Below are 12,954 nucleotides of genomic sequence, written 5' to 3' on the forward strand. Positions count from 1 at the left end.
CACAAATCGCGGCACTTCGACGAGGTGGTGTCATGATCCGGGTGCTGGTGGTGCGGGACGAGGGGTATTTCGGGGTACCGGTGCGCGCGCTGATCGAGTCCCAGCCCGGCATGCATTACGTCGCGACCCTGCCGCTCGACGGCGATCTCGTCGAGCGGGCCGTCCAGCTCTGGCCCGGCGTCATCGTCTTCGACACCGAGTACATGGTGAGCCAGCTGCTGCCGTTCGCCGCCGACCTGCACACCGCCATCCCGTCCTGCGCGATGCTCGTGCTCTCCGACCCGGCCAAGCGCGGCATGCTCCCGCCCCGGCGCCGGGCCAACGGGCTCAACTTCCTGGTCAAGGGCGCGTCCGAGACGCTGCTTGCCGACTCGGTGCGCCGGCTGGCCAACGGGGAGCGGATCGTCTCGCCGATGCTGCAGGCGGCGTCGCTCAACGCCGAGCGCTCGCTGAGCACCCGCGAGCTCGAGGTGCTGGGCCTGGCCGCCGAGGGCGACTCGGTCAAGGACATCGCCAGCCGGCTCTACCTCTCCGGCGGCACGGTGCGCAACTACCTGTCCGCGATCATCGCGAAGACCGGCGCCCGCAACCGGCTCGACGCGATCCGCATCGCCCGCAAGGATGGCTGGCTGCACTGAGCGGACGGTGACCGCCGGGTCGACGTACCGTTGGCCGGGATGCGTAACGACCCGGTCGTCGTGCCCGCGCTGCCGATCCTGCTGCCGCTGGGCGTACTGGCCATGGTCGTTTCCTGGCTGCTGTTGCGCCGCCGCGGCCTGCTCACCCCGATGCGGCTCGCGGCCTGCTGGTTCGCCGGCTGGTATGCGGTGGCCGTCCTCGGCGCCACGTTCCTGCCGATGCACCTGGCCCCCGGGTCACCGCCGCAGCTTTTCCGGATCAACCCCCTTCCCCTGTACGCCCTGCGCCCCACCGATTTCGTGCTGAACGTCGTGATGACGCTGCCCTTCGCGGGCCTGCTCGACATCCTGTTCGGCATCCGCGACCGGGCCCGGGTGCTCCGTCTCGGCCTGATGCTGAGCGCGAGCATCGAGATCACCCAGGCGGTGCTGATCCTGACCGTGCACGACAACCGCTGGGCCGAGGCCAACGATCTGGTGTCGAACGTGCTCGGGGTCTATCTGGGCTGGCTCGCCTTCCATGCGCTGCTGCGGTTCGGCACGGTCCGCCGCGTGGTCGGGAGCGCGGCCGGGGCCCCGGTCTCACAGGTCCAGGACGACAGGGCCGCGCGGGCGGGCTGAGCAGATCAGCACGTTGCCGGCGGCCGGCGGGTCGACCGGCTCGGTCGTGTAGTCGACGTCGCCGGCGAGCAGCCCGGACTCGCAGGTGTGGCACACGCCGGCCCGGCACGACCAGCGGACCGGCACGTCGCACGCCTCGGCCAGGTCGAGCAGGCTGCCGGCGCCGTCGGGCCAGGGCACGGTCAGGTCGCTGCGGGCGAACGAGACCGGGGGCCCGGCGGCGGCTCCGGCGGGTGCGGCGGCCCCGGCGGGTGCGGCGGCCCCGGCGGCCCGTGCGGCCCCGGCGGCCCCGGCGGCCGGCGGGTGCGGGGGCCGGGACGGCGCCGCGCCGATGCCGGGAGTGAGGCCGGGCCGGGCGCCGAAGATCTCGGTGTGCACCCGCGCGCCCAGGCCGGTCAGGGCGGCGGCGACGTCGGTGAGGAACGCGGCCGGGCCGCAGAGGTACGCGTCGGCGCCGGCCGGCAGCCGCAGCGTCCGCAGGAGATCCGCCGTCAGGCGGCCGGGGGCATCGAAGTCGCGGTCGTCCGGCCCGGGCCGGCTGAGGACCACGCAGGAGTGGGCCCGGGGCAGCTCCGCCAGCAGCGCGGCCGCCTCGGCCCGGAACGGGCGTTCCGCGTCGTCGCGGGCCGCCTGCAGCCACCACACCTCGCGCGGGGACTTCCCGGCGGCCAGGGCGTGCAGCATGGCCATCACCGGCGTCGCGCCGACCCCGCCGCTGACCAGCAGGACCGGCGCCGGCCCCGGGCGCAGGACGAACGTGCCCCGCGGCGCGGCCGCCTGGACCGTGTCGCCGGGGTGGACGTGCGTGTGCAGGTAGCCGCTGGCCCGGCCGTGCGGCTCCCGCTTGACGCTGATCCGGTACTCGGCGGCGCCCGGCGGCCCGGAGAGCGAGTAGCTGCGGACCAGGCCGGCGCCGACCCGTACGGTGAGGAACTGCCCGGGCAGCGCCGCCGGCAGTGGCGCGCCGCCGGGGTCGGCCAGCCGCACCGAGGCGATCGTGCTGCTCTCGGCCTCGACCGCGGTCACCCGCAGCGGCCGGAACCCGGTCCAGGCCGGCGGCGGCGCGGCGTCGACCAGGCCGGCGTTGCCGGTGCCGGACTCCGGCTCGGCCAGCATCGCCCGGAACGAGCCCTGCCAGCCGGGGCTCAGCGCCGGGATGCGCAGCGCCTGGGCGATCCGCTCGCGGGCGTGGCCGGGCAGGTAGAGCAGGGCGTCCACCTCGGACACGGTCAGCGGCTCGGGGCCGTCGGCGACCTTGACGATGTCGTCGCCGGCGCGGACCTCACCCTCCTGGAGCACCCGGAAGTAGAAGCCGGGCCGGTGGTGTTGGACGAGCAGGGCCGGCATGCGCGGCTCGCCGGTGCGGATGCCGACCCGGTAGCAGGTCACGCGCGGCTGGGTCACCTCGAACAGCGCGCCGCCGATCCGGTAGCGGTCGCCGATGCGTACCTCGTCGTCGGGCAGGCCGTCGACGGTGAAGTTCTCGCCGAACTGCCCGAGCGTGAAGTCGTCGCGGCCGAGGAACTTCTCCCAGTAGCGGTACGAGTCGAGCTGGTACACGAAGACGGCCCGCTGCTCGCCGCCGTGCCCGCCGAGGTCGCCCTGCCCGTCCCCGTCGATGTTGAGCCGCCGCACCATGGCCGCCCCGTCCACCGGGGACTTCCCGATGCCGGTGTGCACGGTCCGTCCCCGCCACACCACGTCCTTGGGCAGACCGACGTTGACCGACCGCAGGATCGCCATCCCGCCATTGTGCTTCACGAGACGGGGCCGGTGCGGGAGTAGACGCGGTCCACCTCGCGGGCCAGATGGTCGGCGTCGTAGCGGGGACCGGCGGCCCGGGCCGGCAGGCGCTCGCCGTGGCGCTCGGCCAGGCAGAGCAGCTCGGCTCGCAGCGCCCGGGGGAGCGACTCCCGGTCGTGCGGGGTCAGCCGGCGGGCGCCCTCGACGGTGGCCCGGGCGGCGGCCAGCTCCTCCAGCGGCGGGCAGCGGGCGTAGAGCGCGGGCAGCCCGGCGGCGATCGCCTCCAGCACGACCAGGCCGAACGTGTCCTCGCCGGGCGAGGCGAACACGTCCATGGCGCAGAGCATCTCGCGGGCGTGCGGGACCCGGCCGGCGAAGACGACCCGATCGGCGATGCCCTCGATCGCGGCCAGCTTCTGCAGGGCGTCCCGGGCCGGGCCGTCGCCGGCCAGCAGCAGCGTCGCGCCCGGCGCCTCGGCGACGGCCCGGATCAGGCGGTCGAAGCGCTCGCCCGGCTCGAGGCGGCCGACCCCGCCGACCACGGCCGCGCCGGGGGCGATGCCGAGCCGGGCCCGGGCGGCGGCGCGCAGCCGCGGGTCGTAGCCGAACTCGCCGGGCGCCACCGCCTTCGGGATCACCTCGATGCGCTCGTCCGGCACGCCCCACTCGGCCAGCCGGCGGGCGACGGCGGGGGAGGCGGCGATGGTGACCTGGCCGAGCCGCTCGGTCGTCAGGTACAGCCGGCCGGCGGTGTCGCCGAGGCGGTGCTCGGTGGCGACGACCCGGCGGACGCCGGCCAGGCGGGCGGCGAACCGCCCCGGCACGCAGGCCCGGTGGACGTGGGTGTGCACGAGGTCGAACCGGCCGCGGCGGATGAGCCGGCGCAGCGCGCCGACGGCGCCCAGCCCGCGCCGGCCGGTGACCTCGTGGACGGTGGTGCCGCGGGCGCGCAGCGCGTCGGCGACCGCGCCCGGCGGCGACAGGGTGACGACCTCGCTCTCGTGCGGCAGGCGGTCGACCAGGAGCCGCAGCTGGTGCTCGGGGCCGCCGTCGCCGAGCGCGGTGATGACGTGCAGCACTCTCATCTGCGACTCCATTCCGGCACACCCGGTGAAACGACGCTGTCAAACGGCGCGGCGGTATTAAAAGAAGCAAATGTCACGGGTATCGCGATGGTCATTCACCTTTCTCGGGCCGCAAAAAGCCTGGTGGCAGCCGTGTCATAGCCAACGTGAAGCTTGCTCGCGTTGGTGATGACAATTGCTACTGTGGGCCGCCCACCGCGCCTGACACCCTCCGGAAAAGAGACGGAAACAGTCGCGAGGGGGAACCATGGAAGCTCGGCCGGCGCCCGGCGGAACCATGGACGAGACCACCCCCGGCGACTGGCGACCGGGCGGCTCACGGCCCACGCCGTGGCTGTGGGCCGCCCTCCCCGGCCGGGCCGCGCGGGCCGGCGCCGACGCGCTGGCGCTCGCGGCCGCCATGCTGATCGCGACGCTGCTGCGCCACGACGGCCACCTGCAGTACCTGAACTGCTCCGGCCTTCTCGAGCTGGCCGCGGTCGCCGCCGTGGTGCAGACCATCGCCGGTATCCACTTCGGCCTCTACACCGGCCGGTGGTCGTACGGCTGCTTCGAGGAGATCGCCGCGCTCGCCCGGACCGCCGCGGTGACCACGCCGGTGGTCTTCGTCCTCGACACTCTGCTGGGCCGGCTCGTGCCGCGCGCCGCGATCATCGGATCCGGCCTGATCGCGCTGGTCCTGGCGGCCGGGGTGCGCTACGCCGTGCGCCTGCTGCAGGACCAGCGGCTGCGGCCGTCGCCGGAGCGATGCAGCCGGGTGGTGGTGATGGGGGCCGGCGAAGGGGCGGCCCAGGTGGTCCGCGCGATGCTGCGGACGCCGTCCAGCCCGTACGTCCCGGTCGCCCTGCTCGACGACGACCCCCGCAAGCGTGCGCTGCGGATCATGGGGGTGCCGGTGACCGGCACCCGGCACGCGCTGGCCTCGGTGGTCAGCCGGTACGACGCCGACACCGTCCTGATCGCGATCCCGAGCGCGAGCGCCGACCTCGTCCGCGAGCTCAGCGACCGGGCCGGCGCGCTCAACGTGGACCTGAAGGTCGTCCCGCCGGTGGTCGAGCTGTTCGGCCGGACCGTGAGCATCGAGGACATCCGCCCGGTCAGCCACGCCGACCTGCTCGGCCGCCGCGAGATCGGGATCGACCTGGCCGCGATCGCCGGCTACCTCGAGGGCCGCCGGGTGCTGGTCACCGGCGCCGGCGGCTCGATCGGCTCGGAGCTGTGCCGTCAGATCACCCCGTTCGGCCCGGAGCGGCTGGTGATGCTCGACCGCGACGAGTCCGGCCTGCACGCGGTGCAGCTCTCGATGGACGGGCGCGGCCTGCTCGACGACCGCAACCTGGTCGTCGCCGACATCCGCGACCAGCAGCGCCTCGACGAGGTGTTCCGCGAGCACCGCCCCCAGGTCGTCTTCCACGCCGCCGCCCTCAAGCACCTGCCGCTGCTGGAGATGCACCCGTCGGAGGCGCTCAAGACCAACATCATCGGCACCTACCAGATGCTGCAGACCGCGCTGCGGCACGGCGTCGACCGGTTCGTCAACATCTCCACCGACAAGGCCGCCGACCCGTGCAGCGTGCTCGGCTACTCCAAGCGCATCACCGAGCGGCTGACCGCGGCCGCCGACGAGTCGGCCGGCGGCACCTACTGCAGCGTCCGCTTCGGCAACGTGCTCGGCAGCCGCGGCTCGGTGCTGACCGCGTTCGAGGCGCAGGTGGCCAAGGGCGGCCCGATCACCGTGACCGACCCCGACGTCTCCCGCTTCTTCATGACCGTCCAGGAGGCGGTGCGGCTGGTCGTGCAGGCCGGCGCGGTCCAGAGCGCGGGCGAGGTGCTCGTGCTCGACATGGGCGAGCCGGTGCGCATCGCCGACGTCGCCAAGCGGCTCGCCGACGCGGCCGACCGGCACATCCAGGTCGTCTACACCGGGCTCCGGCCCGGCGAGAAGCTGCACGAAGTGCTGCTCGGCCCGGGCGAGGAGGACCGCCGGCCCCACCACCCGCTGCTGTCCCAGGTGCCGGTGCCGCCGCTGGACGGCGCGGTCCTCTCCCTGCTCGACCCCGGCGCGCCCCGGCCGGACCTCATCGCGGTGCTGCGCTGGCTGGCCGAGAGCCCGGCCCTGTCCGCCGCCCACAACGGCAACGGAAGGCACTGACATGACCCGAGTCGTCGTCTGCGGGCAGGGATACGTCGGCCTGCCGCTCGCCGTCCGCGCCGCGCAGGCCGGCCACGACGTGGTGGCCTTCGACGTCGACGAGGAGCGGATCAAGCGCCTCGCCGCCGGCGAGTCCTATGTCGACGACGTTCCCTCGTCCGCGCTGCAGTCCCTGACGTCCTTCCACCCGACCTCCGATCCCCGGTCCTGCGGCGGCTTCGACGTCGCGGTCATCGCCGTGCCCACCCCGCTGCGGGACGGGACGCCCGATCTCTCCTACATCGAGGCCTCGGCCCGCACCCTGGCCCGGTTCCTGCGGCCGGGCGCCACCGTCGCGCTGGAGTCGACCACCTACCCGGGCACCACCGCCGACCTGGTGGCGCCGTTGCTGGAGGAGGGCTCCGGCCTGGTGGCCGGCACCGACTTCTTCCTCGGCTACAGCCCCGAGCGCATCGACCCCGGCAACCGCGACTGGACCCTGGTCACCACCCCCAAGGTCGTCTCCGGCATCGACGAGCCCTCGCTGCGCGCCGTCCAGGCCTTCTACGACACCATCGTCGACCGCACGGTGCCGGTCTCCGACACCCGGGTCGCCGAGCTGGCCAAGCTGCTCGAGAACACCTTCCGGCACGTCAACATCGCGCTGGTCAACGAGCTCGCCGTCTTCGCCCACGACCTCGGCATCGACATCTGGGAGGCGATCGGCGCGGCGGCCACCAAACCCTTCGGCTACCTGCGCTTCGTGCCCGGCCCCGGCGTCGGCGGCCACTGCCTGCCGATCGACCCGTCCTACCTGAGCTGGCGCGTGCAGCGGACCCTCGGGCAGAGCTTCCGGTTCGTCGAGCTCGCCAACGACATCAACAACCACATGCCCGACTACGTCGTACGCCGCCTGGTCGCGGCCCTGAACGAGCGGCGCAAAGCGGTGAACGGCTCCAGGATCCTGCTGCTGGGCCTCGCGTACAAGAAGAACACCGGCGACGCCCGCGAGTCGCCCGCCCGCCGCATCGCCGCGCTGCTTCTGGAGATGGGCGCCGACGTCCGCGCCGCCGATCCGCACGTCGTCGAGGACGCGCACGTCGACCGCCGGGTCGCCCGCGTCCAGGCGACCCCCGCGCAGCTGGCGGACGCCGACGCCGTGCTGCTGCTGGCCGACCACGACGCCTTCGACCTCGGCCTCGTCCTTCAGCACGCCGGCTATGTGCTCGACACCCGCCGCCGCCTCACCGGACCGAACGTGGAGTCGCTATGAGACGTACGACCTGGGAATTTGCCAATCGCGTTGCCGCCGCCGTCGCTCTGTTGCTGTTGCTTCCCGTGCTTGTGGCCGTCGCCGCCTGGATCCGGATCGCCGACGGACGCGGCGTGCTGTTCAAGCAGGAGCGCGCCGGGAAGGACGGGGTGCCGTTCCGGATGTGGAAGTTCCGCACGATGGTGCACGACTCGGTGGCGATGGCCCGCGAGATCGGGCTGGCCGACCCGTTCGGGCTGCTCGAGAACGACCCCCGGATCACCCGCTGCGGCCGGTTCCTGCGCCGCACCAGCCTCGACGAGCTGCCCCAGCTGGTCAACGTGCTGACCGGGACGATGAGCCTGGTCGGCCCCCGCCCGGACGTGCTGCCGCAGGTCGCCCACTACACGGCGGCCGATCGGCGCCGGCTCGAGGTCAAGCCCGGCATCACCGGCTGGGCCCAGGTCAACGGGCGCGAGGACATCGACTGGGAGCAGCGCTTCGCGCTCGACCGCTGGTACATCGACCACTGGTCGCCCGCGCTCGACCTGCGCATCCTGTGGCGTACGGCGACCTCGCTGCACCGCGGCGAGCCGCCGGTCCACGTCGACCAGCTCAACATCCAGCGCCGTGCCGCCTGAGATCGGCTCCGAGTTCCACTGGGACGCGTCCCTCGTGTCGCCGGGCGCGCCCTTCCTGCCCGGGCGCCACGAGCTGTTCGCCACCGGCTCCGGCGCCCTGCGCGCCCTGCTGCGGATGCTGCGCCCGCACGGCCGGCTGCACCTGCCGTCGTACTTCTGCATGGGCGTGGCCGAGCTGCTCGCCGCCGAGGTGCCGATCGCCTTCTACCGCCACCTGCCCGACGACGGCGGACCGCGCCTGCCGGCCGTGCGCGCGGCCGCCGGCGACGTGGTGCTCGCCCAGAACCTGTTCGGCCGCGACGATCCCGCGGTGTGGCGGGCCTGGATGCGCGACCATCCCGGGGTGGTGGTGGTCGAGGACCATTCGCACGATCCGCTGAGTGCGTGGGCGCGCACGAGCGAGGCGCCGTACGCGATGGCCTCGCTCCGCAAGACGCTGCCGGTGCCCGACGGCGGTCTGTTGTGGTCGCCGCAGTCGCGGGAGCTGCCCGCGCCGGCCGGGGACGGGAGCGCCGGCGCCCAGCTCAAGCTGGCGGCGATGGTGCTGAAGTCGGCGTGGCTGGCGGGTCGTCCGGTGGCCAAGGACGCCTTCCGCGCCCTGCAGCAGCGCGGGGAGCAGACGTTGCTCGGCAGCTCCGCCCCGGCCAGTGCGTTCACCGCCGCCGTGCTCCCGCTGCTGGACGCTCCGGCGCTGCGCGACCGGGCCGTCGCCAACGCCGCGGCGCTCGCCGCCGCCCTGCCTCCCGTCACCGCCGCGTGGCGGGTGCTCGGCGCCGGATCCTTCCGGCTCCAGCTGGTGTGCCCGACCGAGGCCGGCCGCGACGCGCTGCTGCGCCACCTGGCCGCGCACGGCATCTACGCGCCGGTGCACTGGCGGCAGGACCGCGGGGGCGTGTGGAGCGGGGACGGCAAGGCGGCCGGGCTGGCCGCCCGGATGCTCACCGTCCCCGCCGACCATCGATGCACGCCCGCCGACGTCCACCGCCTGACGGCCGTGTTGCGGGCCTTTCCGGCGGCCCTTGTCCGGCCGGCGGTCCTTGCTTCGCCGGCGGTCCTTTCTCCGTCGGCGGCCCTTGCTTCGTCGGCGGCCCCTTCTTCGGAGCCGGCCCCTTCTTCGGAGCCGGCCCCTTCTTCGGAGCCGGTCAGCTGATCTGCCGGAACAGGGTGGCCATGTCGGAGCAGATCCACTCCTCGGCGATCAGCCCGTCGGCGACCCGGTAGAACTCGTGACTGACGTACTCGACCGGGCGGCCGGTGGCCGGAATGCCGAGGAACTCGCCCTCGTGCGTGCCGCGGAACCGCAGCCGGAGCGCGACCCGGTCGTCCTCGGCGACGACGTCCTCGAGGTGCGCGCGAAGATCGGGGAAGGCGCGCCTCATCAGGTCGAACCCCTCGCGCCACGCCTGCTGCCCACGCCGCGGCTCCGGCATCTCGGCCAGGTTCATGATCAGGTCCGGGGCGGTGAACGCCATGCACTTGTCGCCGTCGCCGGCATTGAACGCGTCGAACGCCGCGCGTACCAGATCGGTCGTGGAAGTCATGATTCTCCTCGTCTCGTCATGTTTCATCGCTTCATCTGTTTCATCGCTTCGTCTGCTTCATTGCTTCATCTGCTTCATTGCCAGCCGGATCGCGGCGGCCTGAGCCGGCGCGAAGTTCGCGTAGAAAGCCCCGGCGAAACCCTCGGGCGGCCCGTCGAAGAAGCCGTCCGGAATCCGGATCGCCCGCCGCGCGGCCTCCGGGATCGCCGCCACGATCGCCTCGGCCGCCGCCTCGACCCGCGGATCATCGGCCGCCGCGCCCGCCAGCTCATCGAGGAGGGCGTAGAGCGCGTACGCCCGCTCGCCCGCCTCCGGATCTTCCTCCAGGCTCCCCGTGAGCGCGTCGAGCCAGCTTTTGTCCCGGTGGGCCGTGGACACCGTCTCGAGCAACGCCATCACCTCGCGATCCGTGGCCGCCATCGCCGGCTCCGGCCGTTCCCGCCGCGCCGCGGCCGTGGCCATGTCGTTGAAGAGCCCGGCCAGCCCCGGCGAGACCGGCGCCTGCTCGGCCGGCATGCCCGCTTCCGCTTGCCGCAGGAGCTGAGCCAGCCGTCCACGCCGCCGCCGGATCTCCGCCTCCTGCCCCGCCAGATCCGCGTCCAGCTCCCGCAGAATCTCCGCGAGATCTCGCCCGGCGTCCCCGGCGAGCACGTCACCCACCTCACCGAGGCTCAGCCCCAGCTCGACCAGCCGCCGAACCCGGGCCAGCCCCACCGCGTCCCGCAGCGAGTACTCCCGATACCCGTTCCCCTGACGCGCCGGCTCGGGCAGCAGCCCGATCCGGTGGTAGTGACGGATGGCCCGCGTGCTGACGCCGACGAGGCCGGCGAGTTCTCCGATCCGCATGCAGACAGCAGACACCTTGACGCCACGACAATGTCAACCCCGGCCGCGTCGTTTCCCGCCTCCCCTCCCGCCTAAGAATGGAGGATGGCACGATCATTTACTGACGCGGCGAAGTAGGGTTGCGGGATAATTCTTCCATGCGTCAGATGCTATTGTTCACGGCGGCAGAATTGACCGCCATGCGTGCCCACAATGCATCGCGGCGCCGTTCTCCGCAGGCCGACGAATTCCGCCGAGAGCACGAACGCCACCGCACGTGGGGTTTGGCGCGGCGGCATGCCGAGCGATTGCGTCACGCGCGCGGCCGGCTGGATGAGGGTCGTGCCGAGTGGGCCCGCAGCGAGCCGCGCTGGGCCGAGCTTGGTCGCGTCGAGCAGCGTGAGGCTGGGCGCCGGGCCGAGCTTGGTCGCGTCGAGCAGCGTGAGGCTGAGTGCCGGGCCGAGCTTGGTCGCGTCGAGCAGCGTGAGGCTGAGTGCCGGGCCGAGGTTTGTCGTGCCGAGCAGCGTGAAGCCGAGCGCCGGGCTGAGTTGTGTCAGGTTCGGCAGCTGGGGGCCGAACGTCGGGCCCAACTTTCTCGCGCAGATCAAAGGCAGGCCGAGCCTCGGTCTGAGCGGCGCCATCTCGAGCAGCGTCGACACATTGGACTTCCGGCCCTCCGAGTTCAGACGTCTCCTGTCCAGGCTGCGCCGCGCTCGACGGCCACCAAAGGCGCCGCGGCTTTCCGAAAATCGTCACCCGCCTTCCTGACTGCAGCATGTCCACCCGGAAAAAAGCATTCAGGGAAATGTCATCTCAGCGTGGCTCGCGTCATGGCAGATAATGGTGACGAACGCGCACCGCCGAATCGAATGGACAAAGTCGGGCAAAGGCCCGCCCTCCCTGGGGGAAGCCCCCGCTCGTCATTGTGGCGGAGAAAATGAAAGATCGCTCGGATGGCGGTCTGGGGCTGTGGATAACTGGGTGCTGTGGATGAGGTTGTGTTGATCTGCCGGGTGTGCTTTGGTTCGGCGGCGGGCTCGTAGCGCCCGGCGGAGTGTCAGGGCTCGGCGCAGCATGGCCCTGGTGGGCGGGAACTGGGTGGTCATGTGCAGGGCGTGGCGCCACCTGGGGTATTCGCCTCGGCGGTTGGACAGGGCGTAGGAGAACTGTTTGGCGGGTAGGTCGCCGTATTCGGGCATTCGCTCGAACCACTCGCTGCTTGCTTTTGCCGCTCGCTGCAGGGGGGCCAGCGCTGCCTTTCTTGTGTCCTCGTAACGCTCCAGCGCCGCCGCGAGCTCGCCGGGGGCGCCGGGGCCGGGCCGAGCGGGACCGGGGCCGGGGCTGGCGGGGCCGGGGCTGGCGGGGCCGGGGCTGGCGGGGCCGGGGCCGGGGCTGGCGGGGCCGGGGCTGCCGGGGCCGGGCCCGGGGCGGGCGCGGCCGGGACTGGCGGTACCAGGACTGGCGGTACCGGGACTGGCGGGGACGCGGCTGGTGGCGATCGCGGCGGCCAAGGCCATGGCGTCCTGCATGGCCAGCTTCGTGCCGGAACCGATTGCGAAGTGGGTGGTGTGGGCGGCGTCGCCCATCAGGACCACGTTGCCGTGGTCCCAGCGCTGGGTGGTCACGCGGCGGAAGTTCAGCCAGCCGGTGCCGCCGGTCTCGGCGCGCTGGTCGATCAAGGGGGCGCCGTTCAGGTGGGACGCGAAGATGGCGGCCAGGCGGTCGGAGCTCTGGCGGCCGTCCAGCCGGTCGAAGCCCAGCGCGGCCCAGGTCGCGGGCTGGCATTCGACGATGAAGGTGCTCGCCTCGTCGCTGAACGGGTACGCGTGGAACCAGATCCAGCCGGCCGGTGTCTTCTCGAAACCGAACGTGAAGGTCTTGAAACGGTACGGCGTGCCCATCCAGATGTACTTGTTGGTGCCGGTCGCCACCTCGGCGCCGAAGTGGCCGGCGTCGGCCTCGCGGATGCGGCTGCCGGCGCCGTCGCACGCGACCACCAGATCGGCGTCAAGAAGCGACGGCGACGGCGACGAGAGCGAGGAGGGGGACGGGAACGGCGATGGGGACGGCGATGAGGACGGCGATGAGGACGGCGATGAGGACGGCGATAGCGACAACGAGGAAAGGTAGCGCAGGTCGACACCGAGCTCGGCGGCCCGCTCGGCGAGGATGTCGAGCAGCTTGTGCCGGCCCAGGCTGAAACCGTACCCGGCCTGGTGAGTGGTCGCCTTGCCGGTCGCGCGCACCTCGTACTCGTCCCATTTGCAGGCCGCGTCCCATATGCGGCGGGCGCTGACCGGGTCGTGGGCGAACAGGTCGTCGAGCAGATCGTCCCAGAAGACGACGCCCCACCCGTACGTGACACCGGCCGGGTTTCGCTCGAGGACGGTGACCTCGTGGCGCGGGTCGGCCAGCTTGGCCAGCACCGCGAAGTAGAGACCGGCGGGACCGCCGCCGACGCAGGTGATCCGCATGCT

The 12,954-nt window shown here is 72.8% G+C and carries 12 protein-coding genes; 6 read left to right on the forward strand and 6 right to left on the reverse strand.

Annotated features, from left to right (window positions below):
• The first annotated feature begins 32 nt into the window (after positions 1-32).
• Both ACQP2F_RS21385 and ACQP2F_RS21390 read left to right on the forward strand, forming a co-directional pair.
• The gene (locus ACQP2F_RS21385) at positions 33-638 is read left to right on the forward strand and encodes a LuxR C-terminal-related transcriptional regulator (protein ID WP_433306653.1); all 606 of its coding nucleotides are present in this window, start codon (positions 33-35) and stop codon (positions 636-638) included.
• 39 nt (positions 639-677) lie between these two features.
• Positions 678-1,259, forward strand: coding sequence for a VanZ family protein (locus ACQP2F_RS21390; RefSeq protein WP_433306655.1), 582 nt, complete (start codon positions 678-680; stop codon positions 1,257-1,259).
• Here ACQP2F_RS21390 and ACQP2F_RS21395 read toward each other — a convergent pair.
• Positions 1,221-3,002, reverse strand: a complete 1,782-nt coding sequence (locus tag ACQP2F_RS21395) for an MOSC domain-containing protein (RefSeq protein WP_433306657.1) — start codon at positions 3,000-3,002, stop codon at positions 1,221-1,223. The genes ACQP2F_RS21390 and ACQP2F_RS21395 overlap by 39 nt on opposite strands.
• A gap of 14 nt (positions 3,003-3,016) precedes the next feature.
• Entirely contained in the window at positions 3,017-4,087 is a 1,071-nt protein-coding gene (locus ACQP2F_RS21400; protein ID WP_433306659.1) for a glycosyltransferase, read from the reverse strand.
• A gap of 247 nt (positions 4,088-4,334) precedes the next feature.
• Between ACQP2F_RS21400 and ACQP2F_RS21405 the strand changes: the two genes are divergently transcribed.
• From ACQP2F_RS21405 to ACQP2F_RS21420, 4 genes are read left to right on the forward strand one after another with little or no spacing between them, the layout of a single operon-like run.
• Positions 4,335-6,239 carry a polysaccharide biosynthesis protein gene (locus tag ACQP2F_RS21405; protein WP_433306661.1) on the forward strand — a complete coding sequence of 635 codons (1,905 nt, stop codon included), beginning with the start codon at positions 4,335-4,337 and terminating at the stop codon, positions 6,237-6,239.
• A gap of 1 nt (position 6,240) precedes the next feature.
• On the forward strand, positions 6,241-7,491 hold the full coding sequence (locus ACQP2F_RS21410) for a nucleotide sugar dehydrogenase (RefSeq protein WP_433306663.1): 1,251 nt from the start codon (positions 6,241-6,243) through the stop codon (positions 7,489-7,491).
• Positions 7,488-8,111, forward strand: coding sequence for a sugar transferase (locus ACQP2F_RS21415; RefSeq protein WP_433306665.1), 624 nt, complete (start codon positions 7,488-7,490; stop codon positions 8,109-8,111). Before ACQP2F_RS21410 ends, ACQP2F_RS21415 begins: the two co-directional genes overlap by 4 nt.
• A complete protein-coding gene (locus tag ACQP2F_RS21420; RefSeq protein ID WP_433306668.1) occupies positions 8,101-9,261 on the forward strand; it encodes a hypothetical protein in 1,161 nt (386 codons plus the stop codon). The genes ACQP2F_RS21415 and ACQP2F_RS21420 overlap by 11 nt, the downstream gene beginning before the upstream one ends.
• On the opposite strand, the gene ACQP2F_RS21425 is transcribed toward ACQP2F_RS21420, so the two are convergent.
• The 4 genes from ACQP2F_RS21425 to ACQP2F_RS21440 form a co-directional block, all read right to left on the reverse strand.
• The gene (locus ACQP2F_RS21425) at positions 9,254-9,652 is read right to left on the reverse strand and encodes an ester cyclase (protein ID WP_433306670.1); all 399 of its coding nucleotides are present in this window, start codon (positions 9,650-9,652) and stop codon (positions 9,254-9,256) included. The two genes, ACQP2F_RS21420 and ACQP2F_RS21425, sit on opposite strands and share 8 nt — an antisense overlap.
• Before the next feature lie 57 nt (positions 9,653-9,709).
• On the reverse strand, positions 9,710-10,498 hold the full coding sequence (locus ACQP2F_RS21430; protein ID WP_433306672.1) for a MerR family transcriptional regulator: 789 nt from the start codon (positions 10,496-10,498) through the stop codon (positions 9,710-9,712).
• 149 nt (positions 10,499-10,647) lie between these two features.
• Entirely contained in the window at positions 10,648-11,136 is a 489-nt protein-coding gene (locus ACQP2F_RS21435) for a hypothetical protein (protein WP_433306674.1), read from the reverse strand.
• A gap of 261 nt (positions 11,137-11,397) precedes the next feature.
• Complete coding sequence (locus ACQP2F_RS21440) at positions 11,398-12,951, reverse strand: FAD-dependent monooxygenase (RefSeq protein ID WP_433306676.1); 1,554 nt, start codon at positions 12,949-12,951, stop codon at positions 11,398-11,400.
• Positions 12,952-12,954: the final 3 nt, after the last annotated feature.

This window comes from Actinoplanes sp. CA-030573, assembly GCF_050951115.1.
Lineage (GTDB): Bacteria > Actinomycetota > Actinomycetes > Mycobacteriales > Micromonosporaceae > Actinoplanes.

Coding starts and splice junctions, on each gene's coding strand:
- ACQP2F_RS21385 (WP_433306653.1), top strand. CDS start 33: ATGATCCGGGTGCTGGTGGTGCGGGACGAGGGGTATTTCGGGGTACCG.
- ACQP2F_RS21390 (WP_433306655.1), top strand. CDS start 678: ATGCGTAACGACCCGGTCGTCGTGCCCGCGCTGCCGATCCTGCTGCCG.
- ACQP2F_RS21395 (WP_433306657.1), bottom strand. CDS start 3,002: ATGGCGATCCTGCGGTCGGTCAACGTCGGTCTGCCCAAGGACGTGGTG.
- ACQP2F_RS21400 (WP_433306659.1), bottom strand. CDS start 4,087: ATGAGAGTGCTGCACGTCATCACCGCGCTCGGCGACGGCGGCCCCGAG.
- ACQP2F_RS21405 (WP_433306661.1), top strand. CDS start 4,335: ATGGAAGCTCGGCCGGCGCCCGGCGGAACCATGGACGAGACCACCCCC.
- ACQP2F_RS21410 (WP_433306663.1), top strand. CDS start 6,241: ATGACCCGAGTCGTCGTCTGCGGGCAGGGATACGTCGGCCTGCCGCTC.
- ACQP2F_RS21415 (WP_433306665.1), top strand. CDS start 7,488: ATGAGACGTACGACCTGGGAATTTGCCAATCGCGTTGCCGCCGCCGTC.
- ACQP2F_RS21425 (WP_433306670.1), bottom strand. CDS start 9,652: ATGACTTCCACGACCGATCTGGTACGCGCGGCGTTCGACGCGTTCAAT.
- ACQP2F_RS21430 (WP_433306672.1), bottom strand. CDS start 10,498: ATGCGGATCGGAGAACTCGCCGGCCTCGTCGGCGTCAGCACGCGGGCC.
- ACQP2F_RS21440 (WP_433306676.1), bottom strand. CDS start 12,951: ATGCGGATCACCTGCGTCGGCGGCGGTCCCGCCGGTCTCTACTTCGCG.